The sequence below is a fragment of the Latilactobacillus sakei subsp. sakei DSM 20017 = JCM 1157 genome (genome assembly GCF_002370355.1).
GTDB lineage: Bacteria > Bacillota > Bacilli > Lactobacillales > Lactobacillaceae > Latilactobacillus > Latilactobacillus sakei.
The window spans coordinates 1204418-1229033 of the sequence record NZ_AP017929.1; the positions used below are offsets into that span (position 1 = coordinate 1204418).

Sequence of the window (24616 nt, forward strand, 5' to 3'; positions counted from 1 at the left end):
ATCTGAATATATAAATGAATTGGAGGGAATCATTTGAGTACCGTTGTGGAAACAGTTCATGATCTACTCGTGCCGATACTAGATCAACACCATTTTGAGCTAGTCGACGTTGAATTTGTTAAAGAAGGTAGTAGCTGGTATCTACGTGTCTTCATTGATAAACCAAACGGCATTGACCTTGAAGATTGTGCCTTAGTTAACGATGCGTTAAGTGAGAAACTGGATTCAATCGACCCGGATCCAATTCCGCAGGCTTATTTCTTAGATGTTTCATCACCTGGTGCAGAGCGTCCTTTGAAGAAGGAAGCCGATTTTCAAAATGCACTTGGCGAATACATTCATATCTCGTTATATCAAGCCGTTGATGGCGAGAAGATTTATCAAGGAATATTAAAGGCGCTTGATCAAGAGACCTTAACATTAGCCATTAAAATTAAAACGCGTCAAAAAGAAGTGACATTTAATCGCAAGGAAATTGCCAAAGCTCGCTTAGCAATTGAATTTTAGTAAAGGTAGGCTAGTTACATGAGCAAGGAAATGTTAGGCGCCCTAGATGCGCTAGAACAAGAAAAAGGTGTTAAGAAAGAAATCGTCATTGAAGCACTTGAAGCAGCGCTTGTTTCGGCTTATAAACGAAACTACGGTCAAGCTCAAAATGTGGAAGTTGAATTCGATCAAAAGAAGGGTAACATCCACGTTTATGCTGTCAAAGAAGTGACTGATGAAGTTTTCGATTCACGTTTGGAAGTTAGCTATCAAGATGCTTTAGAAATTAACAAAGCATATGAAGTTGGCGATACAATTCGTTTTGAAGTGACACCTAAGGATTTTGGTCGGATTGCCGCCCAAACTGCTAAGCAAGTTATTATGCAACGGGTTCGCGAAGCTGAAAGAAGTATTATTTACAACGAATACAGCCAATACGAAAACGAAATTATGCAAGGGATTGTTGAACGTCGCGATAACAAGTTTATCTACGTTAACTTAGGTAAGATCGAAGCTGTTTTAAGTAAGCAAGATCAAATCCCTAACGAAGTGTATAACGCACATGACCGGATCAAGGTTTATGTTTCTAAAGTGGAAAACACAACTAAAGGCCCTCAAGTCTTTGTTAGTCGGACACACCCTGATTTGGTAAAACGTTTATTTGAACAAGAAGTGCCAGAAATTTATGACGGAACAGTTGAAATTGTGTCAATCGCAAGAGAAGCTGGCGACCGGACTAAGATGGCAGTTCGTTCAACAGACCCTAACGTGGATCCAGTCGGAACATGTGTTGGTCCTAAGGGGCAACGGGTTCAATTAGTCGTTAATGAATTACACGGCGAAAACATGGATATTGTGAAGTGGGAAGAAGATCCTTCAGACTACATCGCCAATGCCTTGAACCCAGCCGAAGTCATCGCTGTTCAATTTAACGATGGCAACGAACATACATGTACGGTAATCGTCCCTGATTACCAATTGTCATTGGCAATCGGTAAAAAAGGTCAAAATGCCCGTTTAGCTGCTAAGTTAACAGGTTACAAGATCGACATCAAACCTGAATCAGAAGTCGAATTTGTCGATGGCGATGATAGTGAAGATGAATCAGCCGTGGTTGAAGGTTTCGAAGAAGAAACAATCACACCAGAGACTACTGAAGAAACAGTTGCAGTAGCCCCTGAAACGGCAGAAGTTGCTGAAGACATCGAACAACCAGCAGAAACTGTTGTTGATTCTGAAGAACAACCACAAGAATAAGTGAGGTGTTCATGATGAAACAAAGAAAAGTACCAATGAGAAAAGACGTTATTTCACAAGAAATGAAGCCTAAAAAAGAAATGGTGCGAATTGTTAAAACCGCTGAAGGCGAAATTAGTATCGATCCGACTGGTAAGAAATCTGGTCGCGGTGCCTATGTTTCATTAGAACCAGATGCGATTAAGACAGCTCAAGCTAAGAAAATCTTAGAAAAGACTTTTGGCATTGATGTTTCAGCAGACTTTTACACAGAATTGTTCGAGTATGTTGACCATCAAAAGGCCCGTCAAGAACTATTTGGAGAACGAAAATGAGTGAACAACCAGACCGTTTATTGCAACTCTTAGGCATTTGTATGAGAGCAAGGCAACTGGTCAGTGGGGAAGAACAGGTCCTAAAAGCCATTCAGCAGTCAAAAGCTAAATTGGTTTTTATCGGCCAGGATATCAGCCCACTGACGCAGAAGAAATTGACTGATAAGAGTCATTTCTACAAAATCCCAGAAACAAAGGCCTACACCGCGGCCCAACTAACCCAAGCAATTGGATTACATAGAGCCACCATAGCGGTTGTCGACGCTGGGTTTGCCAAAAAGATGATAACGCTACTGGGATAATAAAGGAGCGTGAAGATATGGGTAAAAAACGTATCTATGAATTAGCTAAAGAAATTAATGTTGCTAGCAAAGACATTTTAGAGACTGCCAACAAAAAAGGCTATGATCTCAAGAATCACATGGCAACAATTGATGATAATCAAGAAAAAACATTGCGAGCTGCTTTCCAAACAAAAGCAACACCAGCTGCAAGTAAACCAGCAACACCTGCCGCACCTAAAGCGAGCGAAAAATCAGAAAGTGGTAAGATCAAGATCAATAAAACTGCTATCCGTCGCCGCCCAGAAGCCGACAAAAAACCAGTGCAACATTCAAACAACCGACCACAAGCTAATGCTAACCGTAACGGTCAAGCAAGCAATGGTCAAAACCGGACAAACAATGCGCGTCCTAACAACAATAGCGCTCGTCCTAATAACAGCCGTCCTAACACAAACAGTCGGCCAAATAACAATAGCCAAAATCGTTCAACAAGCGCTAACCATCCAATGAGCTTACAAGAACAGATTTCACAGGCTAATGCACGTCGTCAAAGAACCCAAGAACGGATTCAACAACAACGTGAACAACGTGAAGCAGACGAAAAGAAGCGTCGTGAACAAGCAAGTCGTCCACGTCCAACAAGAAACAATGCTTCAAACAACCGCCCATCAAACGGCAAACCAACAAACGGTGCACGTCCAACGACTAACAGTCCAAGACCAACCGTTACAAAAGATGGTCGCCCATTAGGTAGCAGCCGTCCAAACAATAACAATAGTGCACGTCCTAATACGACGAATAACCGACCAACAAACAGTCGTCCAGCAACGACACCATCACGGCCAGTTTCTGCACAAGAAATGCAACAAAAAATGCAAGCTAATACTGTTAGTGCTTCTAAACCAGCATCAAACAATACAGCAAGCAAGCCAAAGAACTTTGGCCCAGATAAAAAACGTGGCGGTGGCTATAACAGCTATGGCAATAGCCAACAACGTTTCAATAAGAAACGTAAGAAGACACGTAAGCAACAATTAGCTGAACAAAACGCAGCTAAGAAGGAAATGCCACAACGTAAAGAACGTCCATTACCAGAAGTATTAGTTTTCTCTGAAGGGATGAACGTTGCGGATATCGCTAAGAAGATTCATCGCGAACCAGCTGAAATTATCAAGAAGTTATTCATGTTAGGCATTATGGTTAACATGAACCAATCACTTGATAAGGATACGATCGAATTATTAGCAACTGATTACGGTATCGAAGCAGAACAAAAAGTTGAAGTGGATATCGCTGATATTGATTCAGTCTTTGAAACAGAAGCTAAGAGTGATGCTAACCTTGTAAGCCGCCCACCAGTTGTCACAATCATGGGTCACGTTGATCATGGTAAGACAACATTATTGGATAACCTTCGTAACAGTCACGTTACTGATGGTGAAGCCGGCGGGATTACACAACATATCGGTGCTTACCAAACGAAGTTAAACGATCGTTTAATCACGTTCTTGGATACACCAGGACATGCGGCCTTCACTAACATGCGTGCACGTGGTGCTGATATTACTGATATCATCATCTTAGTTGTCGCTGCTGATGATGGTGTGATGCCACAAACAATCGAAGCTATTAACCATGCGAAGGCTGCTAAAGCCCCAATTATCGTTGCGGTTAATAAAATCGATAAACCAGGTGCTAACCCCGACCACGTGATGGAACAATTAATGGGTTACGGCCTTGTTCCTGAAGACTGGGGTGGCGATACAATCTTTGTTAAGATCTCAGCTAAAACTGGTGAAAACATTGATGACTTGCTTGAAATGGTTCTTCTTGAAGCCGACGTGCTTGAATTGAAGGCTAACCGTGATCAAAAAGCGGTTGGGACAGTTATTGAAGCCCGCCTTGATAAAGGTAAGGGACCTGTTGCCTCATTATTAGTACAACAAGGGACATTACGGATCGGTGATCCAATCGTTGTTGGGAATACCTTTGGTCGTGTCCGTGTCATGACAAATGATCGCGGTCGTCGTGTTAAAGAAGTCTTCCCATCAGAACCAGTTGAAATTACTGGGTTAAATGATGTGCCACAAGCAGCTGATCGTTTCGTTGTCTTTGAAGACGAAAAAACAGCTCGTGCTGCTGGTGAAGAACGTGCTAAACGGGCCCTCTTGAAGGAACGTAGCCGTTCAAACCCTGTCACATTAGATAACTTGTTTGAAACAATGAAACAAGGTGAATTAAAAGAAGTTGGCGTTATTATCAAAGTCGACGTTCAAGGTTCAACAGAAGCCTTGGCTGGTAGTTTACGGAAGATCGAAGTCGAAGGCGTACGCGTGAATATTATTCATGAAGCCGTTGGTGCGATTAACGAAAGTGACGTCACATTAGCTGCTGCAAGTAACGCTATCATTATCGGTTTCAACGTTCGTCCTACACCACAAGCTAAGATCCAAGCTGATGCTGAACAAGTTGATATTCGTTTACACCGAATCATCTACAAGGCAATCGAAGAAATCGAAGCTGCTATGAAGGGTATGTTAGAACCAGTTTACGAAGAAAAAGTAACAGGTCAATTAACTGTTCGTGAAACATATAATGTTTCTAAGATCGGGACAATTGCCGGTTGTATCGTTGATACTGGTGTTATCCAACGTGATAGTGGTGTCCGCTTGATTCGTGATAGTATCGTGATTTATGAAGGTAAACTTTCAAGCTTGAAACGTTTCAAAGATGACGTTAAAGAAGTTAAAACCGGCTTTGAATGTGGTGTGACAATCGAAGATTACAATGATATCAAGATTGATGATCAAATTGAAGCCTACGTGATGGAAGAAGTACCTGTTAAATAATTAATTTACAGGAGGACTACAGATGAAACATCGTGTCGGTCGTGTTGAACAAGAAATTCAACGTGAAGTTAATGATATTTTATTAAAACGTGTACGTGATCCCCGAGTTGAAGGGGTAACGATTACAGATATTAATCTGAGTGGTGACTTACAACACGTGAAGGTTTATTACAGTATCTTGTCTAATCTAGCCAGTGATGCTGAAAAAGCACAAAAAGGTTTGGATAAAGCTAAAGGCTTGATTCGTAGCGAACTTGGGCAACGAATTAAGTTATACAAGATTCCAGAAATTACCTTTGAACAAGATGGTTCAGTTCGTTATGGTGAACATATCGACGAATTATTGCGTAAGTTACATCAAGATGAAGCACAGCGTTAGGCTGTGACCAAGAGCACCGACGAAATTCGTCGGTGCTCTTTTTTTGTTTTGATGACCTTATGAAAACCATAATCCCTTAAATTGACACGGTAGATTGCACCATATTACTATTGAGCTATAGACAACTATTGTTATTGACAGTTATTTTAAACTAAAATTAGGATTATTTTATGACTTATCGAGGAAAGTTGTTGATATGATTTCATTGTTAGCTGATTAAAATTCGCTCTGAAATGAGGCCTGATATATGCTATTGATAGACTATTTCACCCAAATATTAATCTACACACTGGTTTCTTATCCGATTATCGGGGGGTTATCGTTTATTGTTTCTAGTTTGTATTATTGGCTATTAACGGAGAAGGAAGATCAACCACGTTATCTAAAAAAAGGGAACACCATTCATCACGATTTTAGTGCCGGCGCATAATGAAGAAGCTTCGATTGAAGCCACGATTGATCATTTAGCAACCCAAATGAATTATCCAACCGATCAATATGAAATCATTGTCGTCAACGATGGGTCAACGGATAGAACCGGCATTATTTTAGAAGCATTACAAGCAAAGTATGGGCAACGGTTACGAACGGTCACGATTATTAATAATCGGGGCAAGGCAGCCGGCTTTAATAGTGCTTTAGGATTTGCCAAAGGCGAATTTATTTTGTCCAATGATGCTGATTCCAAACCAGAAGTTGATGCCTTATGGAAGTATATGTACTATTTTGAGCGTGAAGGCGGGGCGCAATTAGGTGCCGTGACTGGCAATATGTTGTCGATCAATAAGACGACTCTAGTGGCAGAAGCCCAGCAAAATGAATTGAATTCAATCATTGGCTTAATTAAGCGCTCGCAGCTTTCTTATGGTGGATTGTTTGCCTTTTCTGGGGCTAATACGATGTACCGTAAGGCAGCAGTGATTGATGTTGGTGGTTGGCAAGCAGAACAACCAACTGAAGATATTGCGATTTCATGGGATATGCAGACCGCAGGCTGGCAAGCTTATTTTGCACCGCACATTCGGTTTTTTATGGATGTGCCAGAAACACTGCCGGAACTCGTTAAGCAGCGGCGAAGATGGACTTCTGGCGGGATCTACGTGCTCTTGACGAAATCGTTTGGTATTTTACGGCATCCAATTAAGCACTTTTCGATGGTCCCGATTATCATTGATTATGGTTTGAGTATCATTTGGTCGTTATTTTATTGGATCAGCATGGCGACTTTTATTGTCCTTCAAATTGGTTACGTAATTAATCAGGATTGGCACCGGCTCCTTTCGAGTTTGTCTATTGCAGCAATTTTTATCACGATTGAAATATTGGTCGGATTAATTCAATTGGTGCAAGCCTCCTATTTTAATGATGGGGGCCGTTCGTTGAAGTATATCGCCTTTGCACCTTGGTATATCTTGATTTATTGGATGGTTAATACGTATACCGTAGCGGTCGAGATTGTGCCAACGATTCGCCAAATTATCCGGGGCAAAGATGCTGGCGTTTGGAAATCACCGACACGTTCGACAGAAGCAATCGGAAAACGAGAAGGGGAGGATTCAGATGAGTAAACCAGATTATATTCGTCATCAATTAAGTGAAGATCAGATTACAATCGATTGGTTTTTTACGTCTAAAAAGACTGGTCATCGTTTGCGTCAATTAGTATTGATTGGTATTGGCTGGGTCATGTGTCTGATTCCCACCGCGGCAACAGTTGGTATCTATCTAACCCGTGAAACAATCATTCCGGTTAATCGGGCCGCCTTTAAACAATTATTACAGAATACGAATTATATCTTCTTGCGCTATATTATCGTTTTTTCAGTTTTCTTTATCAGTCTCTATTTAATGAATAAAGTAAAACAGTATCGGATTAGAAAGGGTATCGCTAAAACGTTTGATGAACAGCGGTTACAGAAGCGATTAGCCTGGGCCGAAGAGATGTATACTGCTAAATATGGTGCAGCAAGCATGCGTAAGCAGCGCCAAAATATCATTATTCCCGATTTTGCCGATGTTGGGACTTATGAGTTACGTCAGCGCTTTGATGCCTTTGAGGGGGAAAACGATGATTTCTAATGAAGATCAAGCTGTCATAGATGAGATGATTGCCCGCGAACGAACTATGAAAGAGCGGCAAAAAATAATTGAAGCGATGACCCATAAACGGCGGGTTTTTAAACGCCGCTTAGTGATTGTTTGTGCGGCTGTGTTGACCATTTTTTTAGTAATCTTATATGATTGCCTGATGGCATATGAAGGCTGGCCAATGATGGGGATTGTTAAAATTAATATTTTAGTTGCAATCGTAATGTTTCTACTGAGTTTAGCAATTTTTCAAAAACTGATTAAACAGCGTCCATTAAAAAATATTGTTCAACGATATCATAGACAGCTGGATAAGCGTTATACAGATGCGTTATCCGCCTCTAATCGGTGGTTGCAGTTTTATTATCATCAACGAGAAATATCACAAATTATTCCCCAAATTCTTTATTATTTAGAAGCTAATCCGGCGTTAGAGACAATTGACGATGCGATTGCTTATATTGATAATCAAACAGCTAGTTCAGAGACATATCAGAATAACTTAAATGCGTTTCGCAATTACGTTAAGCAATTTAATACAATCCTGCTAAGTACGGCGGACGAACAGGGACAGCCATCTAGTCGACAGATTAGTTTTGTTACGCTCAATGATGTCCCTAATATTTGGTATTTTGGAACGGACCCAGAAGCACCAAAAGTGAGTGAACTGGATCTAGGCCGAGCTGCAATTTATACGCTACCCACGAGTGAGGGGTTGAGGATTACCAGCAATCGGCTCAAGGTATACCGCACCCAGTATAGTTTTAGTGATGTAGCGGCTGCTTATCAAGCACAGGTACCAGGCTATATGGAGAGTCTCTCTAAGGCAGAAAAGGAAAGAGAAATTATTTTTGCTATTGAATTAGAAAGTGCCCGGATCGATAGTCGGCTTCAAAATAAAGAAATTACCTTCATAAAATAAGCGCCGAGACAACTTAATGGTTGTCCCGGCGTTTTGTGCGTTAATGATAAATTGTGGCGCATAGGAAAGCAAATCCCATGCGACTCAGCACTCTATGCTATAATGGTTTAGTTAATAGTTAAAAGGAGATTACTTATGGACGGCATTATACCCTTATATAAAGAACGCGGCATGACTAGCAACGATTGCGTTTTTAAAGTACGACGGATTCTTCATATGAAAAAAGTGGGGCATTCTGGAACGCTTGATCCCAATGTAGATGGTGTTTTGCCAATCTGTATTGGCCAAGCAACCAAGGTAGTGGACCAATTGGTGCACTCTGGTAAAGTTTATACCGGTGAAATTACGTTAGGTTTATCAACGACCACCGAAGATTTAGATGGTGAAGTCGTTGAAGAACAACAATTAGCTGAACCAATTTCAACTGAAAAAATTAAAGAAACACTGGCAAGTTTTCTAGGGGATTCAATCCAGATTCCACCGATGTTCTCAGCTGTAAAAGTTAACGGGCGCCGTCTATACGATTATGCACGGGCCGGCGATCCTGTGGAACGCCCACAACGCAAAATTACAATTACGCAATTTGACTTGCAAGGCGAACCAGAATTCGATGCAAAAACGGGTCGCCAAACATTCCGCTTTATTGCGGGTTGTTCAAAAGGCACTTATATTCGGACTTTAGCTGTCGATTTTGGCCGTAAGTTAGGCTTACCGGCAGTCATGTCTGATTTAACGCGTCTTAAGAGTGGTGGCATTCAAATTGGCAGTTGTGTTACCTTGGCACAACTAGCTGAAGCTGCTGATAACGGCCAATTAGCGGATATTTTGATTCCGTTAGATCATGTTTTTGAAGAAAACGTCAAGGTTGCACTTGATGATGATCAATGGGCCAAAATTTTAAATGGTGTCTTCTTAACGTTCCCAGAACAAACAGAAGAAATCTTAGCCTTAACTTACGAAGGGCACATCAAGGCCTTGTATCAAGTGGCTAACGCGAAACAACATCTCTACCGACCATATAAAATGTATTTACAAAACCAAGGGACTCATTAAAAAAACTAGGTGAAAAAAATGCGTGTGATTGAATTAATCCATCCCTATTCAAAAGAACAAGTACCAGCCGAAGAAATTGTCTTAGCACTCGGCTTTTTTGATGGTGTCCACCGGGCACATCAAGCAGTGATTAAGACGGCCAAAGATTTGGCGGTGCAACAGAACCGCCCATTAGCGGTGATGACCTTTGATATTCATCCTGCGATTGTTTACCGAAATGTCAATCAAGCCGATTTTCGTTATTTATCGACAGTTGAACGGAAGCAAGAATTAATGGCTGATTTAGGTGTCGATATTTTATATGTTGTCCATTTTAACGATGGCTTTGCCAAGTTGGCACCCCAAGATTTCGTCGATCAATACTTAGTGGCGCTCCACGCGAAAACGGTGGTCGCTGGGTTTGATTACACCTATGGTAAAAAAGACATCGCTAATATGCAGACCCTTAGCACGTATGCCAAAGATCGTTTTGAAATCGTGACGGTGGCGGAACATGACTATCAAGGCCATAAGATTGGTTCAACTTTGATTCGTGAAAATTTGGATCAAGGTCAAGTAGCGGCGGCTAACGAGTTGTTAGGTTATGTTTACCAAACGACTGGGGAAGTTGTTCATGGTGAAGCTCGGGGCCGGGAACTCGGCTTTCCAACGGCTAATATTGAAAGTCAAAAACCGGAACGTTTACCAGGCATTGGGATTTATGCGGTCCGCTTATTGGTTCGCGGCCAATGGTACTGGGGGATGGCGTCAATTGGCCGGAACGTAACGTTCCACGCCAATAATCCCGTGACAGTTGAGATTAACTTACTCGACTTTAGTGCGGACATTTATGGTGAACAAGTTAAAGTTGAGTGGTATCAGTATTTAAGAGGTGAAGTGAAGTTTGATTCGGCGGAAGCGTTGATTGACCAACTCCACCAAGATGAAGCTGATACCCGGACTTATTTTGAGAAATTAGAGGCCCAACATTAATGGCAGGAGCATATATTCATATTCCGTTTTGCGAACATATTTGTTATTACTGCGACTTCAACAAGGTCTTCATTGAAGGCCAACCGGTTGATGAGTATGTTGACATGTTAATTCGCGAGTTTCAATTAGTAATGGCGGAATACCCAGACGAGAAAATTGAAACGATTTATGTCGGTGGTGGGACACCAACGACACTCTCACCAGCCCAACTACAACGTTTGTTGGATGGCATTCATCAGTACTTACCTTATGAGGGTGGCGAGTTTACGTTTGAAGCCAACCCCAATGATTTACAAGATACCGCTAAATTACAGGTACTAAAGGATAACGGCGTCAATCGCTTGAGTATTGGTGTGCAGTCTTTTAATGATGACATTCTGAAGAAGATTGGCCGGATTCATCGTAGTGCTGACGTTTATCGGGCCATTGCTAATGCGCGTCAAGTGGGTTTTGAAAATATCAGTATTGATTTGATTTTCCGACTACCGCAACAAAGTGAAGCAGATTTTATGGATAGTTTGAAACAGGCAATCGATCTTGACTTGCCGCATTATTCAACTTATTCATTAATTTTAGAGAAGAAGACTATTTTCTATAATTTGATGCGTCAGGGTAAGTTACGCTTACCATCGCAAGATGTTGAAGCACACATGTACCAAAATGCGATTGATAGTTTCCAACAAGCTGGTTTAGAACAATACGAAATTAGTAATTTTGCCAAACCAGGCTACCAGTCTGCACATAACTTAACCTATTGGCGGAATGAAAAGTATTTCGGCTTTGGGGCCGGTGCTTATGGCTATTTAGGCAAGGACCGCTACCACAATTTTGGGCCAATCCAACAATATTTAGAACCACTACAAGCGCATAAAGTGCCAGTGATTGAACGCCACGTGCTTCCCTTGACCGAACAAATGGAAGAAGAACTCTTCTTAGGGCTTCGGACAATGCAAGGTGTCTCAATCAAGCACTTTGAAGAAAAATTCAGATACCCACTACAGAATATCTACGGCGAAACAGTCGCCAATCAGATTGAAAAAGGGTACCTAAAACAAGAAGGCGACTGGCTAAGACTAACTGAATCAGGAAAGTTCCTAGGCAACGAAGTCTTCCAGGAATTCTTGTTAGACAGCTACTAAGTGCGTTCAAACCGGTTATATTCCGAGCACTAGCATAACAAGGCGAATGATTGCTGGAAGTAATTGTTTGACTTGTGACGCTAGGCACAGGAATATGGTTTGAAAAGTACGTTAAAGAAAAGAAATGCGTCATCAACGGGTTACTTCTGAGCATTTACATAACTTGGCGAATTGACGATGTAATCGTCAGTTTGACAAGTGTTGTAAAGCGCAGAAAGTTGTTGATGAAAGCACGTTAAAGAAAGAAGTGCGTTCAAGCTTGGTCAACTTTTGAGCATTAGCACAGTGGGGCGAATAAACGACGCAGTCGATTATTTGACGCACGAAGCTAAGCGCAGAAAGTTAGCTTGAAAAGCACGTTAAAGAAAGAAGTGCGTCATCAACGGGTTACTTCTGAGCATTTACATAACTTGGCGAATTGACGATGTAATCGTCAGTTTGACAAGTGTTGTAAAGCGCAGAAAGTTGTTGATGAAAGCACGTTAAAAAGAAGTGCGTTCAAACCGGTTATATTTCGAGCAAATAGGATGGTGATCATTTTTGGTTAGACACCTTTTACAATTACGGGCCGTTTCACAAGCAGTCGCTTCTAAGTTAAGCAGATAACAAAAACTTAGAAGCGAGGTTTTATGAAATGGACAAGAATACTTATCAACATTGGTCAGAAACAAAATATTTAAAGGATTTGGTGACAAACCCATTAATTGAAGTCGGCGATTATTCTTACTTTTCGGGGTATTATGATCACCAGAATTTTGAGGACGGCTGTGTGCGATATCATTGGGGCGATGATGCCTCACGCGCCTTATTTAATCCACAGACTGAATTTGGTTGGCAATTGGACCGCCTAATTATTGGCCGTTACGTTTGCATTGCCAGTGGCGTTGTTATTTTGATGGGCGGTAATCATAATCATCATAGTGATTGGATTAGTGCCTATCCGTTCCCAGAACAAATTGCGGCCTCTTATGAGCCTAAGGGCGATACAATCATTGAAGACGGTGCGTGGCTTGGGATGCGTGCGTTAATTATGCCTGGCGTTCATATTGGGCAGGGTGCGATTATCGCTGCCGGTGCGGTGGTGGTTAAGGATGTGCCAGCGTACGCTGTCGTCGGTGGTAATCCAGCACGGGTTTTAAAGTCACGGTTTACACCAGCTGACATTGAAACCCTGCAAGCAATTGATTGGTACCACTGGCCAATTGAAAAAGTCCAAGCAGCCCAATCAATATTAGCGAGTCATTCAGTCGCTGATTTACAACAATTTCACGAGAATTATTGATAGCAATCTTTGAAAAGGTCACACTCATCATTTGGGTGTGGCCTTTTATCAGTCTTTGGTCCCATTTTCATTAAATCCGTGAAAATTACAGTTCAATTCTTGACTTTATTTGACGTTCTTGCTATATTAATACTTGTAATTAGCACTCGTAATAATCAAGTGCTAAAAAGAGGTGATAACATGCTGACCGAAAGACAATTAATGATTTTGAAAGAAATTATTCGTCTTTTTACCGAGAGTGGTCAGCCGGTGGGTTCTAAGAAGCTAATGTCTGAATTACCAATGCACGTTAGTTCCGCGACAATCCGAAATGATATGGCTGATCTTGAGAATGTCGGTTTAATAGAGAAGACGCATTCGTCTTCTGGACGGGTTCCTTCTATGAAGGGCTATCGTTACTATTTAGATCATCTCATTCAGCCCGCTGTCTTAAATCCAATGGATGTTGCGACTGTGCAACAATCATTTGGACGCCATTATCATAAGATTGACGAGATTGTTTCACAATCTGCCAATATTCTTTCAAACCTAACGAGCTATACAGCGATTACGTTAGGACCGGAGATGGCAGAGATTCGGTTGACAGGTTTCCGACTTGTGCCACTTGGTAATCACCAGGTAATGGCGATTATCGTGACAAGTGCCGGAACGGTTGATAATCAGGTTTTCACAATTCCAAATGCGATTTCAGGTGATGAACTTGAAAAAGCGATTCGAGTCGTGAATGATCATCTAATCGGATTACCGTTGACCGTTGTCAGTCAGAAGTTGAAAACAGAAGTGCCTGCGTTATTAATGCAATACATGGGCTCACCGGGCGGCTTTTTAAACATCTTCGATGATGTCTTAAAACAAGCCTCACAGGAACGTTTATATGTGGGGGGCCAATCGAACTTGTTAAACTTCTCAGAATTGACGGATGTGTCACAGTTGAAGTCAATCTACAACATCATTAATCAATCGGACGATCTAGCCAAGTTGCTAGAGTTATCACCGGGTGAGGCCAATAGCCAAGTTCAGGTTCGTTTGGGCGATGAAATGACCAATGATTTATTGAAGAATTACAGTTTAATGACTGTTAATTATGATGTTGGTGAACACGGCCAAGGATTGATTGCTTTATTAGGTCCCACTAGCATGCCATATTCGCGCATGATCGGATTACTCGATTTATTCCGCGAAGAACTAGCGAAGAAACTAATTGATTATTATGCAGATTTTGATGATAATCAATCTTAAAAGGAGCGTGTTTGTTTGACAAAGCAAGAAAAGGCTGAAAAACAAGAAAAGCCAACTGAAGAAACTGTAGAAGAAACGCCTAAAAAAGAAACACCATTTGAACCAGTTATGGAAGCTGATGAAGTTGAAGAAACAACTGAAGCACAAGCACCTGTTGAAGAAGCAGATGATAAATTAGCTGAACTTCAAAAGAAATATGACGCTATGGAAGATAGTTTCTTACGGTCACAAGCTGAAATTAAGAACATCCAAATGCGCAATCAAAAAGAACAAGCTAACTTGTTAAAATATGATGGCCAATCATTAGCTAAGGATGTCTTACCCGTTTTAGATAATCTAGAACGCGCATTGGCAGCTGAAGCAACTGATGAAAGTCTTAAAAAGGGTGTTCAAATGACATATGATCATATGAAACATGCTTTAGAAGACCATGGTGTTAAAGAAATTGAGGCGCAAGGTCAAGCCTTTGATCCGACCATTCACCAAGCCGTTCAAACGGTTGCGGTTGATGGTGATCAAAAAGCTGACACCGTGGTTCAAGTCTTCCAAAAAGGCTATTATTTGAAGGACCGCGTTTTACGACCAGCAATGGTTGTAGTTGCACAATAATAAAATTTAAAAAATTAAAAAAAGAGGGTATTTTCAATGAGTAAAGTAATCGGTATTGATTTAGGAACAACAAACTCAGCTGTTGCCGTATTAGAAGGCGGACAACCCAAAATTATTACAAATCCAGAAGGCGCTCGTACAACACCATCTGTTGTATCATTCAAAAATGGTGAAATCCAAGTTGGTGAAGTTGCTAAACGTCAAGCAATCACTAACCCAGATACAATCGCATCAATCAAACGTCACATTGGCGAAGCAGGTTACAAAGTAACTGTTGGCGACAAATCATACACACCACAAGAAGTTTCAGCAATGATTTTACAATACATCAAGAAATTCGCTGAAGATTATCTTGGTGAAGAAGTCACAGAAGCTGTTATCACAGTACCTGCTTACTTCAACGATTCACAACGTCAAGCTACTAAAGATGCTGGTAAGATTGCCGGTTTAGATGTTAAACGGATTATCAACGAACCAACAGCTTCAGCTTTAGCTTACGGTTTGGACAAGACAGAAACAGACGAAAAAGTCTTAGTTTATGACCTTGGTGGTGGTACTTTTGACGTTTCTGTTCTTGAATTAGGCGATGGTGTCTTCCAAGTATTATCAACAAATGGTGATACACGTTTAGGTGGGGACGATTTTGATGAAGCTATCATGAACTGGTTAGTTGAAAACTTCAAATCAGACAATGGTATCGACTTATCAAAAGACAAGATGGCTATGCAACGTCTAAAGGATGCTGCTGAAAAAGCTAAGAAAGATTTATCAGGTGTATCAAGCACACAAATCAGCTTGCCATTTATCTCAGCTGGCGAAAATGGTCCTTTACATTTAGAAATGACATTATCACGGACTGAATTCGATCGTTTAACATCAGACTTAGTTGATCGTACAAAAGCACCAGTTATGAATGCTTTGAAAGATGCTGGCTTAGATGCAAACGAAATCGACAAAGTCATCTTAAACGGTGGTTCAACACGGATTCCTGCTGTTCAAGAAGCTGTTAAGAACTGGACAGGCAAAGAACCTGATCACTCAATTAACCCTGACGAAGCTGTTGCACTTGGTGCTGCTGTTCAAGGTGGCGTTATCTCAGGTGACGTTAAAGACGTTGTTTTACTTGATGTTACACCATTATCATTAGGGATTGAAACAATGGGCGGTGTCTTCACGAAGTTAATCGACCGGAATACAACCATTCCTACAAGCAAGGCCCAAACATTCTCAACTGCTGCTGACAACCAACCTGTCGTAGACATCCATGTCTTACAAGGTGAACGTCCAATGGCTGCTGACAACAAGACTTTAGGTCGTTTCCAATTAACAGATATTCCTGCTGCACCTCGTGGTGTGCCACAAATCGAAGTTAAATTTGATATTGATAAGAACGGTATTGTTAACGTTTCTGCTAAGGATCTTGGCACAAACAAAGAACAAAAAATCACTATCAAGAGTAACTCTGGTTTATCAGACGAAGAAATCGATCGTATGATGAAAGAAGCACAAGAAAACGAAGAAGCAGATACAAAACGTAAAGAAGAAGTTGATTTGAAGAACGATGTTGATCAATTAATCTTCCAAACAGATAAGACTTTGAAAGAACTTGAAGGTAAAGTTTCTGACGAAGAATTACAAAAAGCAAAAGATGCTAAAGAAGAATTAGTTAAAGCACAACAAGAAAACAACCTTGAAGACATGAAGACAAAACGCGATGCGTTAAGTGAAATTGTTCAAGAATTGACAGTTAAGTTATATCAACAAGCCCAAGAAGCACAACAAGCTGCTGGTGGTGCTGAAGGTAACGCAACTGATGCTAAGACTGATGACGGTACTGTTGACGGCGACTTCGAAGAAGTTAAAGACGACAAAGAATAAGAACGTTAAAAAAAGCCAAACCTAGTATGGTCTAGGGCTTTGGCTTTTTTAATCAATCAGTTATGCTATTCTTGTTAGGGTAGATTTAACCCGTAAGTAAATGAATGGAGGCCCACAATGGCTGAAAAAAGAGATTATTACGACGTCTTAGGTGTCGGACGCGACGCTTCTGACGATGAGATTAAAAAAGCCTATCGTAAACTTTCTAAAAAATATCATCCAGATATCAATAAAGCACCTGATGCAGAAGCAAAATTTAAAGAAGTAACTGAAGCATACGAAGCATTAAGCGATCCTCAAAAGCGAGCAGCCTATGATCAATATGGTCATGCGGGCATGAATGGCGGTTTTGGTGGCGGCGCTGGTGCTGGTCAAGGCTTTGGTGGCTTTGGCGGTGGTGCAGAAGGTTTCGGCGGATTTGACGATATCTTCAGTTCATTCTTCGGTGGCGGGGCTCGTCAACAACCTAATGGCCCACGTCAAGGTTCTGATTTACAATATCGAATGGACTTGAAGTTTGAAGAAGCTGTCTTTGGTAAGGAAACGAAGATTTCTTACAGCCGTGAAGCCGAATGTCATACTTGTCACGGCTCAGGTGCTAAGCCTGGCACAAGTGCTGAAACGTGTCATAAATGTCACGGTGCTGGTCAAATCCAAGTGGAACGTCAAACACCACTTGGCCGTATGATGTCACGCGAAACATGTGATGTCTGTGGTGGGACTGGTAAGGAAATTAAGTCAAAATGTGATACTTGTCATGGGACAGGTCGCGAAGAAGAACGTCATACCGTTAAGGTGAAAGTCCCTGCCGGTGTTGAAGATGGCCAACAAATGCGTCTTCAAGGTCAAGGTGAAGCCGGTTCAAATGGTGGCCCTTATGGGGACCTATTTATCGTCTTCCGCGTTGCACCTAGTGATGAGTTCGAACGTGATGGTGCTCAGATTTTTGTTGAAGTACCAATTTCATTCGTCCAAGCCGCTTTAGGGGACGAAATCGAAGTTAACACGGTCCATGGTCCAGTTAAGTTGAAGATTCCTGCTGGTACACAAACGAACACTGTTTTCCGTCTACGTGGTAAGGGTGCGCCTAAACTTCACGGAACAGGCAATGGTGATCAAAAAGTGACAGTCAACGTGGTAACACCAAAGTCCTTAAACAGCAAACAACGTGATGCCTTAAAAGCATTTGCGGTGGCTAGTGGTGACTCAGTTAACCCACAAGACAACAACTTGTTCGACAAGATTTTGAATAAAAAACATAAAAAATAAAAGTACATTAAAAAAGCCGTCTACTAATTAGTTTCTTAGTAGACGGCTTTTTTTAATACCTTACATTCTTTGTTGACTATGGTGATAGCTATAACTAAAGTAAATCACCAATCCGATAACGAGCCAAATGACAAAGACAATCCAAGTTGTCATTTGCAGTTGCGTCATTAAGAGGACGCAGAGGATGCATGAGAGGATTGGCACGATAGGATAGAGCGGTACTTTGAAGCCTTGAGGCAACTCATTGTAGTTTGGAATTCTTCTTAAGAAAATCACACCTAATGAGACAGTTGCAAAGGCAAAGAGGGTGCCGATGTTAACCAATTCGGCAATTTTATCAAGCGGTACGAGGGCAGCCACGATACTGGTAACGACTGCAAAAATCCAAGTATTGGCAACTGGCACGTGTGTCTTAGGGTTAATCTTGGCAAAGACGGCCGGTAATAAACCATCACGACTCATTGCGAAGATTAAACGCGTTCCACCGTAAGTCATCACGAGTAAAACGGTTGTCATCCCCGCGACGGCACCTAATGAGATAATACCGGCCACCCAGTTTTGGTGCATCAATTGTAATGCGAAAGCCACAGGATCACCAACGTTTAATTTTGTATAGTGAACAACCCCTACTAATACTGTTGCGACAGCGGCATATAGTAATGAAGCAATTAACAATGAGGCGATAATCCCGATTGGCATATCACGTTGGGGGTTAATAACTTCTTCAGAGGCCGTTGAAACAGCGTCAAACCCAATATAAGCGTAAAAGGCTAGGGCAGCACCAGATAAGACACCTGAGGCACCATAAGGGAGGAATGGTTGGAAGTTTGCTGGTTTAACGTAGAAAATGGCAACGCCAAGGAAAATGACGATGACGGCAATTTTAACGCCGACCATAATGGTATTAATCCGGGTGGATTCGCGCATACCATTTGAGAGTAAGAAACCGACAATTAAAACAACAATTCCGGCAATTAAATTAACACCGGCTGGCTTACCAGGTTCCCACGCTGCTGAAAGAGCAGTTGGTAAATGAAGCCCAAAGCCGGCCATTAAATTTTGAAAATAAGCTGACCAACTAACCGCAACTGAAGCAACCGCAAATAGATATTCTGAAACCAGTGCCCAGCCTAAAATCCAAGCGACTAATTCGCCAAAGACGGTGTAGACGTAAGTATAGGCACTACCAGCTAGTGGAATGGTAGAAGCAAATTCAGAATAACAAAGGGCTGCTAGCGCACAAACAACGGCCGCTAATAAGTAAGATAACATTGCCCCTGGACCGGCATATTTAGCCGCAATAATTCCGGGTGTGATGAAAATACCGGCCCCCACAACGGCGCCAACCCCCATAGCGGTTAAGCCGACCGCTGTTAAGTTTCGTTCAAGTAAGCCATTTTTAAATTGACTTGCATCGATTTTCTTTTTAGCAAATAAAGAATGTTTGGACATAATAGGACTCCTTTGATTAATCATTTAGTAGTAAATAGTTATTATTATAAGCTGTGAAGGAGCAAACAGTCAATAGGGATAAGCAATAAAAAAACACCATGCCGTGCGAGCGGAATGGTGTTTAAATAGCACTAGCTTAGATTAATTTCCAGTGTCTTAAGCCTTCAATAATGCCACCTTCTACGTTGGCTGATGTGATGTATTTAGCTTGGGCCTTAGCTTCTGGAATGCCGTTGCCCATGGCTGTTGGATAATCGACGTAACTAAGCATCGGGATATCGTTGCGACCATCACCAAAAGCATAAGTTGGCATGTCTTCTAATCCTTGAGAAGCAAGTAGTCGCTTAATACCAGTTTGTTTAGAACCGTTCTTTTCAACAGTATCGATTGAATAAGGTGTGTTCCGGTAGAATGTTAAATCGTCTGTTGCATAAGCCGCATCATTGTCGTTCGTCAAAATTAACAGCATATAAATTGGATGGTTTAAGTAATATTCTGGATCAACACTTGGTACTGGTGCGTTGACTTCAGCATAAGCATCTTTAGCTGCTTGTGTAACACTGGTAATCCGAATGGCTTGATCATCATAAAAGGCAACTGCTTCGCCAGCTTCTTGAGCAATTGTAACCACTTGTTCAATCGTCTTAGTTGGAATAGTGCCTTGGTAAACCGGTTGGCCTTCAAATTGAATGTAACTACCGTTTAATGCGATGAATGAGTCAATTCCGGTAATTGCTAATGCCTCTTGAATTTCAAGTGGTGAACGGCCGGTAGAAATGATTGGGAGGTAATGGTTGGCGCGTAGTTGTTTAACAGCGATGGCGACTGCTGGGTCCACGCGAGAGTGTTCGTTGTAAAGTGTCCCGTCAAGATCAAAAAATACAAGTCCTTTATAGGTCAAAATAAGTGCCTCCTAATATCATAATAAACTCCATGCTAGCATGGTTTCAGCATGCATGCAAATAAACGTCCTTCCGGTTTACAAGATGGCTAAATTGTTCATGTGTTTGATTAATACTCCCCCGAGTAAAACTGCTATAACTGATAGTGATTGATGATTGTTTGGGCAATTTCACCCAATGAATGATCGCTTTTTAAAGCCTGATATTCCGCTGCGAGGTCAATCTGTTGTTGATTAACTTCGAGATAGAGAATACCAAAGCAATGAAAATCGATTGCAGGTGACGTTCGTTCATAGATCATGAACTTCAAATCTTGAAGAATCTTCAGGTTTTTGAAAAAAAGTGCTTCGTGTTCGATCAAGTTGACCACCTCCTCTAATCCGATTGGCCATAAAAAAAGGGCCTAACCAATTGGTTAAGCCCTAGCTTACAGGAGATTTAATTTTATAAAAGACTAGTTGAGCGTTAGAAATTAATTTTTGACTTGCGTATAAATCACTTAAATTATAAATTAATTTTAACAAGCGTGTCAAGATTCGTCAATTCAACGTGGTAAATTTCATAGCTTCTTCATATTTAATTCATCCGCCATTGGTTAAGATACTGTATAATAAGAATATAATCACACAAAAGAGAAGGAATTCTAATGAAAATATTAATGGTTGAAGATAATAAGTCTGTCTCTGAAATGATGGGTATGTTCTTTCAAAAAGAAGCGTGGGATGCCCACTTTGCGTATGATGGTAATGAAGCGGTGGAACAATTTAGTGTTGATCCTGATAGTTGGGATATTATTACGTTAGATTTGAATTTACCAGGAATGGATGGGATGCAGGTCGCCCAAAAAATTCGGGAGCAATCTAAAGTGGTGCCGATTATTATGTTAACGGCTCGCGATTCAGAGAGTGATCAAGTCTTGGGGCTCGAATTGGGTGCGGATGATTATGTGACGAAACCTTTTAGCCCAATTACATTGATTGCCCGGATTAAGGCGCTTCATCGCCGTGCTGAGTTAGTTGATGAACAAGTTGGCGCGGAAGACGCACAAGTTGAAGAAGTAGATAACTCCGATTACGATGTACAAACAGATCACTTCAAGATGAGCTCTAAGACACGCGAGGCCTATTTAATGGACGAACCGATTTTAGATCTTACGCCCAAAGAATTTGATTTATTGAAGACTTTAGCGAAGAATCCACGCCAAGTTTTCTCACGTGAACAGTTATTAGAACTTGTTTGGGATTACCAATATTTTGGTGATGAACGAACAGTCGATGCCCATATTAAAAAACTCCGTCAAAAGATCGAAAAGGTTGGTCCCCAAGTGATCCAGACGGTCTGGGGTGTCGGCTACAAATTTGATGATTCAGCGGTCAATAAACACTAATGAAACTGATCTATCAGTGGATGCTAGCCTTTTTTGGGGTTATTATGACGACCATCGTGATCGTTGGAATTGCGTTTACGCAGTATTCAACGAAGACGGCTTATAATAATACGTGGGATCAGTTGGAAGGTTACGCATCAGTTATTGAACGTGAAGCATTCAAACAGGGCTCACAGGCAACACTATCCAAGCAGTTTATTGATGATAGCCAAGCCATCCTGTCGCAACAACGGGTTAGTTTTAATTTCTTTAATGCGCAAAATGAAATGGTTTACCCAGCGCCTAATTCGAACGTTTCTGTTAAGAAAAAGTATTGGAAATACCTGAAGAAGGGGCAGGTCCAACGACTCAGTATGAGCAAGGACTCCCGGCAATTTAATAATGATCAAGATCAACTGGTTGTTTTTAAACCGGTTTTCTATAATGATAAGCTGATTTATGTTATTGGGGTTGGTTCCTCCATTAAAAACGTTAAGTCGGGCTTAGTGACGATGCGCAAGAATTTATTGATTGCCTTCTTACTTTCGACGATTGGTGGCATTTTACTCAGTTACGTCCTAGCGCGCTACCAGATTTATCGGATTAGCCGTTTACGAAATGCAACGCATCTGGTTGCCGAAGGGGATTTTGATGTTCATATCGATAACCCTGGTAAGGATGAATTGGATGATTTGGCGACCGACTTTAACGAAATGGTCCACTCGCTTAATGAATCTGAGGCCGAAATTAAGCGGCAAGAAGATCGCCGTCGTCAATTTATGGCCGATGCTGCACACGAAATGCGAACGCCATTAACGACGGTGAAAGGGCTATTGGAAGGCTTAGCCTACGATGCCATCCCAGAAGAAATGCGAGAAAAGAGTATTTCATTAATGCAAAACGAAACGAATCGCTTAATTCGCTTGGTTAATGAGAACTTGGATTATGAAAAGATTCGAACAAACCAAATTAAATTGAATCAACAAACATTTAATGCGGTAGAAGCGTTGCAAAACATTCAAGAACAACTTCAGAAAAAAGCGGCGGATGCCGGTGACACCATTGTGCTTGAAGCACAAGAAGAAGTGGCTATCTATGCCGACTATGACCGCTTTGTTCAGGTCATGTTTAATATCATGCAAAATGCCATCCAATTTACCAATAACGGACAGATTATGGTTACTGCAGAAGCTGGGTTCCACGAAACCATTCTGACGGTTAGTGATACTGGGATTGGGATGACCCTTGAGCAAGTTAAGAATATTTGGGAACGATACTATAAGGCTGATCCTTCTCGGAAGAATACAAAATACGGGGAATCTGGCTTGGGCCTAGCAATTGTTCATCAATTGGTCCAATTACATCATGGGACTATCGAGGTTCAAAGTGAACCGGATCAAGGGACAACCTTTACATTAACTTTCCCAGACGAAACAGTTACAACTGATGCTAATTAATAAATACGCAAACAAAAAACGCAACCTATAAGGTTGCGTTTTTTTAGCTTTTAAATAAATAACTGAGTGGTAGCCGGTTGTGTTTCACTAATGATACGACCAGCGTGGATTGATAGCGTAACAGCGGCTCGTTGATTAAGTGCATTATAGAAATTATCACTAGCCATTAAGATTAAGTGGGCGGGTTTCCCAACTTCAAGGCCGTATTGGTCAGTCACGTGCATTGCCCGAGCGCCATTGTGGGTAATGAAGCGGTAAGCATTCATGATTTCTGTATAACCCATCATTTGAGTTGCGTGTAAACCAGCATGGAGGACGTCTAACATGTTACCATCGCCCATAGGGTACCAAGGGTCTTGAATGTCATCTTCACCAAACGCAACATTCAATCCGTTAGCTGTTAATTCCTTGACCCGGGTGAGACCGCGGCGTTTGGGATAGGTATCAAAACGCCCCCCCAAGAATAAGTTGACCAAGGGGTTAGCGATAAAATTAAGATCGGCCATTTTTAATAAGCGCATTAGCTTATACATGTAAGCATCATTGTAACAGCCCATTGCTGTTGTATGCGAGGCTGTTACCTTATCTTTCATGCCAGTTTCTAAGGCGAGTGTAGCGATTGTTTCGAGGCTCCGTGAATTAGGATCATCGATTTCATCAGTATGGGCATCGAATAGTAGATCATATTCTTGGGCTAGTTCAAAGGCAAATTTCAAGGATTCAACAGCATATTCTCGATTGAATTCGAAATGGGGAATTGCACCAATGGCGTCCACCCCTAGTTGAGCGGCCTTAGTCATTAGCGCCTTACCATTTGGAAAGGAGAGAATCCCTTCTTGTGGGAAGGCAACAAGTTGCAATGTCATCCAGTCTTTCACTTCTTCGCGGACCTCAATCAGTGCTTTAAGGGCGACTAGTTCAGGATCAGTGACGTCAACGTGTGAGCGAACAAACTGGACCCCATGACTAGCCTGCATTTTAAGGGCTTTGAGGGCTCGGTCTTTAACATCTTGGTGTGTCAGTGTTTTCTTACGCTCGGACCAGATTCGAATACCATCAAAAAGTGTGCCAGATTCATTCCATTCTGGTTGTCCGGCAGTTAGTGTTGAATCGAGATGAACGTGGGGGTCAACAAACGGTGGGAGCGCTAATTGTTGTTGGCCGTCAATTATTTTTTCGTTTTGTTGGGGCTCAAGATGTGATTCAATTGCTGTTATAAGACCATTTTCAATTCTAATTGATTTTAAAGCTGTCTGGTTCTCGATATGAACGTTTTGAATAAGCATCTGAATCCATCCTCGCTATTTTTTAATAGTGAGTATAACAATACTGGGTTGACTTTGGCAAGTAGGTTTAATACAATGCTTATAAATATAATTCCTTTTAAGTGCAGTCCAGAGAGGCTGACAAAGGAGCGAC

The 24616-nt window shown here is 41.4% G+C and carries 24 protein-coding genes; 20 read left to right on the plus strand and 4 right to left on the minus strand.

Going from position 1 to position 24616, the window contains the following annotated elements; all coding sequences use genetic code 11:
- The first annotated feature begins 33 nt into the window (after positions 1–33).
- The 18 genes from rimP (at position 34) to dnaJ (ending at position 18020) form a co-directional block, all read left to right on the plus strand.
- The gene (rimP, locus tag LEUCM_RS06025) at positions 34–507 is read left to right on the plus strand and encodes a ribosome maturation factor RimP (protein ID WP_016265337.1); all 474 of its coding nucleotides are present in this window, start codon (positions 34–36) and stop codon (positions 505–507) included.
- Between the two features lie 18 nt (positions 508–525).
- Entirely contained in the window at positions 526–1743 is a 1218-nt protein-coding gene (gene nusA / locus LEUCM_RS06030; RefSeq protein WP_011374948.1) for a transcription termination factor NusA, read from the plus strand.
- Positions 1744–1757: 14 nt separating this feature from the next.
- The gene (gene rnpM, locus LEUCM_RS06035) at positions 1758–2057 is read left to right on the plus strand and encodes an RNase P modulator RnpM (protein WP_025016343.1); all 300 of its coding nucleotides are present in this window, start codon (positions 1758–1760) and stop codon (positions 2055–2057) included.
- Positions 2054–2359: a L7Ae/L30e/S12e/Gadd45 family ribosomal protein gene (locus tag LEUCM_RS06040; protein WP_011374946.1), complete on the plus strand. Its 306-nt coding sequence runs from the start codon at positions 2054–2056 to the stop codon at positions 2357–2359. Before rnpM ends, LEUCM_RS06040 begins: the two co-directional genes overlap by 4 nt.
- Before the next feature lie 17 nt (positions 2360–2376).
- Positions 2377–5190: a translation initiation factor IF-2 gene (gene infB / locus LEUCM_RS06045; RefSeq protein WP_025016344.1), complete on the plus strand. Its 2814-nt coding sequence runs from the start codon at positions 2377–2379 to the stop codon at positions 5188–5190.
- Positions 5191–5212: 22 nt separating this feature from the next.
- A complete protein-coding gene (gene rbfA / locus LEUCM_RS06050) occupies positions 5213–5569 on the plus strand; it encodes a 30S ribosome-binding factor RbfA (protein WP_011374944.1) in 357 nt (118 codons plus the stop codon).
- 247 nt (positions 5570–5816) lie between these two features.
- Positions 5817–5999, plus strand: a complete 183-nt coding sequence (locus tag LEUCM_RS10000; RefSeq protein ID WP_232321173.1) for a hypothetical protein — start codon at positions 5817–5819, stop codon at positions 5997–5999.
- Positions 5986–7137, plus strand: a complete 1152-nt coding sequence (locus LEUCM_RS06055; protein WP_235803814.1) for a glycosyltransferase family 2 protein — start codon at positions 5986–5988, stop codon at positions 7135–7137. Before LEUCM_RS10000 ends, LEUCM_RS06055 begins: the two co-directional genes overlap by 14 nt.
- Positions 7130–7648 (plus strand): hypothetical protein, encoded by a 519-nt coding sequence (locus LEUCM_RS06060; protein WP_025016345.1) that lies wholly within the window; start codon positions 7130–7132, stop codon positions 7646–7648. The genes LEUCM_RS06055 and LEUCM_RS06060 overlap by 8 nt, the downstream gene beginning before the upstream one ends.
- Positions 7638–8579 carry a pyridoxamine 5'-phosphate oxidase family protein gene (locus tag LEUCM_RS06065; protein ID WP_025016346.1) on the plus strand — a complete coding sequence of 314 codons (942 nt, stop codon included), beginning with the start codon at positions 7638–7640 and terminating at the stop codon, positions 8577–8579. Before LEUCM_RS06060 ends, LEUCM_RS06065 begins: the two co-directional genes overlap by 11 nt.
- Positions 8580–8714: 135 nt before the next feature.
- Positions 8715–9632, plus strand: coding sequence for a tRNA pseudouridine(55) synthase TruB (truB, locus tag LEUCM_RS06070; RefSeq protein WP_025016347.1), 918 nt, complete (start codon positions 8715–8717; stop codon positions 9630–9632).
- Between the two features lie 18 nt (positions 9633–9650).
- Positions 9651–10604, plus strand: coding sequence for a riboflavin biosynthesis protein RibF (gene ribF / locus LEUCM_RS06075; protein WP_025016348.1), 954 nt, complete (start codon positions 9651–9653; stop codon positions 10602–10604).
- Positions 10604–11743, plus strand: coding sequence for a radical SAM family heme chaperone HemW (gene hemW / locus LEUCM_RS06080; RefSeq protein WP_016265329.1), 1140 nt, complete (start codon positions 10604–10606; stop codon positions 11741–11743). Before ribF ends, hemW begins: the two co-directional genes overlap by 1 nt.
- 634 nt (positions 11744–12377) lie before the next feature.
- Entirely contained in the window at positions 12378–13025 is a 648-nt protein-coding gene (locus tag LEUCM_RS06085) for a CatB-related O-acetyltransferase (RefSeq protein ID WP_025016349.1), read from the plus strand.
- A gap of 180 nt (positions 13026–13205) precedes the next feature.
- Positions 13206–14264 (plus strand): heat-inducible transcriptional repressor HrcA, encoded by a 1059-nt coding sequence (gene hrcA, locus LEUCM_RS06090; protein WP_025016350.1) that lies wholly within the window; start codon positions 13206–13208, stop codon positions 14262–14264.
- Between the two features lie 15 nt (positions 14265–14279).
- The gene (grpE, locus tag LEUCM_RS06095) at positions 14280–14873 is read left to right on the plus strand and encodes a nucleotide exchange factor GrpE (RefSeq protein WP_025016351.1); all 594 of its coding nucleotides are present in this window, start codon (positions 14280–14282) and stop codon (positions 14871–14873) included.
- A gap of 36 nt (positions 14874–14909) precedes the next feature.
- On the plus strand, positions 14910–16751 hold the full coding sequence (gene dnaK, locus LEUCM_RS06100) for a molecular chaperone DnaK (RefSeq protein WP_025016352.1): 1842 nt from the start codon (positions 14910–14912) through the stop codon (positions 16749–16751).
- 117 nt (positions 16752–16868) lie between these two features.
- Entirely contained in the window at positions 16869–18020 is a 1152-nt protein-coding gene (gene dnaJ / locus LEUCM_RS06105; RefSeq protein WP_016265324.1) for a molecular chaperone DnaJ, read from the plus strand.
- A 60-nt stretch (positions 18021–18080) separates the two neighbouring features.
- On the opposite strand, the gene LEUCM_RS06110 is transcribed toward dnaJ, so the two are convergent.
- The 3 genes from LEUCM_RS06110 to LEUCM_RS06120 all read right to left on the minus strand — a co-directional run bounded on the left by LEUCM_RS06110 (position 18081) and on the right by LEUCM_RS06120 (position 20735).
- Positions 18081–19472: an amino acid permease gene (locus LEUCM_RS06110; RefSeq protein ID WP_035146153.1), complete on the minus strand. Its 1392-nt coding sequence runs from the start codon at positions 19470–19472 to the stop codon at positions 18081–18083.
- 136 nt (positions 19473–19608) lie between these two features.
- Positions 19609–20373, minus strand: a complete 765-nt coding sequence (locus LEUCM_RS06115) for a Cof-type HAD-IIB family hydrolase (protein ID WP_025016354.1) — start codon at positions 20371–20373, stop codon at positions 19609–19611.
- A 134-nt stretch (positions 20374–20507) separates the two neighbouring features.
- Complete coding sequence (locus tag LEUCM_RS06120) at positions 20508–20735, minus strand: hypothetical protein (RefSeq protein ID WP_011374914.1); 228 nt, start codon at positions 20733–20735, stop codon at positions 20508–20510.
- A gap of 285 nt (positions 20736–21020) precedes the next feature.
- On the opposite strand from LEUCM_RS06120, the gene LEUCM_RS06125 reads away from it, so the two are divergent.
- The gene (locus LEUCM_RS06125; protein WP_016265321.1) at positions 21021–21761 is read left to right on the plus strand and encodes a winged helix-turn-helix domain-containing protein; all 741 of its coding nucleotides are present in this window, start codon (positions 21021–21023) and stop codon (positions 21759–21761) included.
- The gene (locus LEUCM_RS06130; RefSeq protein ID WP_025016355.1) at positions 21761–23197 is read left to right on the plus strand and encodes an ATP-binding protein; all 1437 of its coding nucleotides are present in this window, start codon (positions 21761–21763) and stop codon (positions 23195–23197) included. The genes LEUCM_RS06125 and LEUCM_RS06130 overlap by 1 nt, the downstream gene beginning before the upstream one ends.
- Positions 23198–23247: 50 nt before the next feature.
- Here the strand turns inward: LEUCM_RS06130 and codA are convergent, their stop codons facing one another.
- A complete protein-coding gene (gene codA / locus LEUCM_RS06135) occupies positions 23248–24483 on the minus strand; it encodes a cytosine deaminase (protein ID WP_025016356.1) in 1236 nt (411 codons plus the stop codon).
- Positions 24484–24616 lie beyond the last annotated feature (133 nt).

What these genes read in the sequence shown, in the direction of transcription:
- hrcA (WP_025016350.1), top strand. Translation starts at nt 13,206, where the DNA reads ATGCTGACCGAAAGACAATTAATGATTTTGAAAGAAATTATTCGTCTT.
- ribF (WP_025016348.1), top strand. Translation starts at nt 9,651, where the DNA reads ATGCGTGTGATTGAATTAATCCATCCCTATTCAAAAGAACAAGTACCA.
- infB (WP_025016344.1), top strand. Translation starts at nt 2,377, where the DNA reads ATGGGTAAAAAACGTATCTATGAATTAGCTAAAGAAATTAATGTTGCT.
- truB (WP_025016347.1), top strand. Translation starts at nt 8,715, where the DNA reads ATGGACGGCATTATACCCTTATATAAAGAACGCGGCATGACTAGCAAC.
- LEUCM_RS06085 (WP_025016349.1), top strand. Translation starts at nt 12,378, where the DNA reads ATGGACAAGAATACTTATCAACATTGGTCAGAAACAAAATATTTAAAG.
- LEUCM_RS06130 (WP_025016355.1), top strand. Translation starts at nt 21,761, where the DNA reads ATGAAACTGATCTATCAGTGGATGCTAGCCTTTTTTGGGGTTATTATG.
- LEUCM_RS06040 (WP_011374946.1), top strand. Translation starts at nt 2,054, where the DNA reads ATGAGTGAACAACCAGACCGTTTATTGCAACTCTTAGGCATTTGTATG.
- nusA (WP_011374948.1), top strand. Translation starts at nt 526, where the DNA reads ATGAGCAAGGAAATGTTAGGCGCCCTAGATGCGCTAGAACAAGAAAAA.
- dnaJ (WP_016265324.1), top strand. Translation starts at nt 16,869, where the DNA reads ATGGCTGAAAAAAGAGATTATTACGACGTCTTAGGTGTCGGACGCGAC.
- LEUCM_RS06065 (WP_025016346.1), top strand. Translation starts at nt 7,638, where the DNA reads ATGATTTCTAATGAAGATCAAGCTGTCATAGATGAGATGATTGCCCGC.
- rnpM (WP_025016343.1), top strand. Translation starts at nt 1,758, where the DNA reads ATGAAACAAAGAAAAGTACCAATGAGAAAAGACGTTATTTCACAAGAA.
- LEUCM_RS06060 (WP_025016345.1), top strand. Translation starts at nt 7,130, where the DNA reads ATGAGTAAACCAGATTATATTCGTCATCAATTAAGTGAAGATCAGATT.
- LEUCM_RS10000 (WP_232321173.1), top strand. Translation starts at nt 5,817, where the DNA reads ATGCTATTGATAGACTATTTCACCCAAATATTAATCTACACACTGGTT.
- LEUCM_RS06110 (WP_035146153.1), bottom strand. Translation starts at nt 19,472, where the DNA reads ATGTCCAAACATTCTTTATTTGCTAAAAAGAAAATCGATGCAAGTCAA.
- hemW (WP_016265329.1), top strand. Translation starts at nt 10,604, where the DNA reads ATGGCAGGAGCATATATTCATATTCCGTTTTGCGAACATATTTGTTAT.
- LEUCM_RS06125 (WP_016265321.1), top strand. Translation starts at nt 21,021, where the DNA reads ATGAAAATATTAATGGTTGAAGATAATAAGTCTGTCTCTGAAATGATG.
- rbfA (WP_011374944.1), top strand. Translation starts at nt 5,213, where the DNA reads ATGAAACATCGTGTCGGTCGTGTTGAACAAGAAATTCAACGTGAAGTT.
- codA (WP_025016356.1), bottom strand. Translation starts at nt 24,483, where the DNA reads ATGCTTATTCAAAACGTTCATATCGAGAACCAGACAGCTTTAAAATCA.
- dnaK (WP_025016352.1), top strand. Translation starts at nt 14,910, where the DNA reads ATGAGTAAAGTAATCGGTATTGATTTAGGAACAACAAACTCAGCTGTT.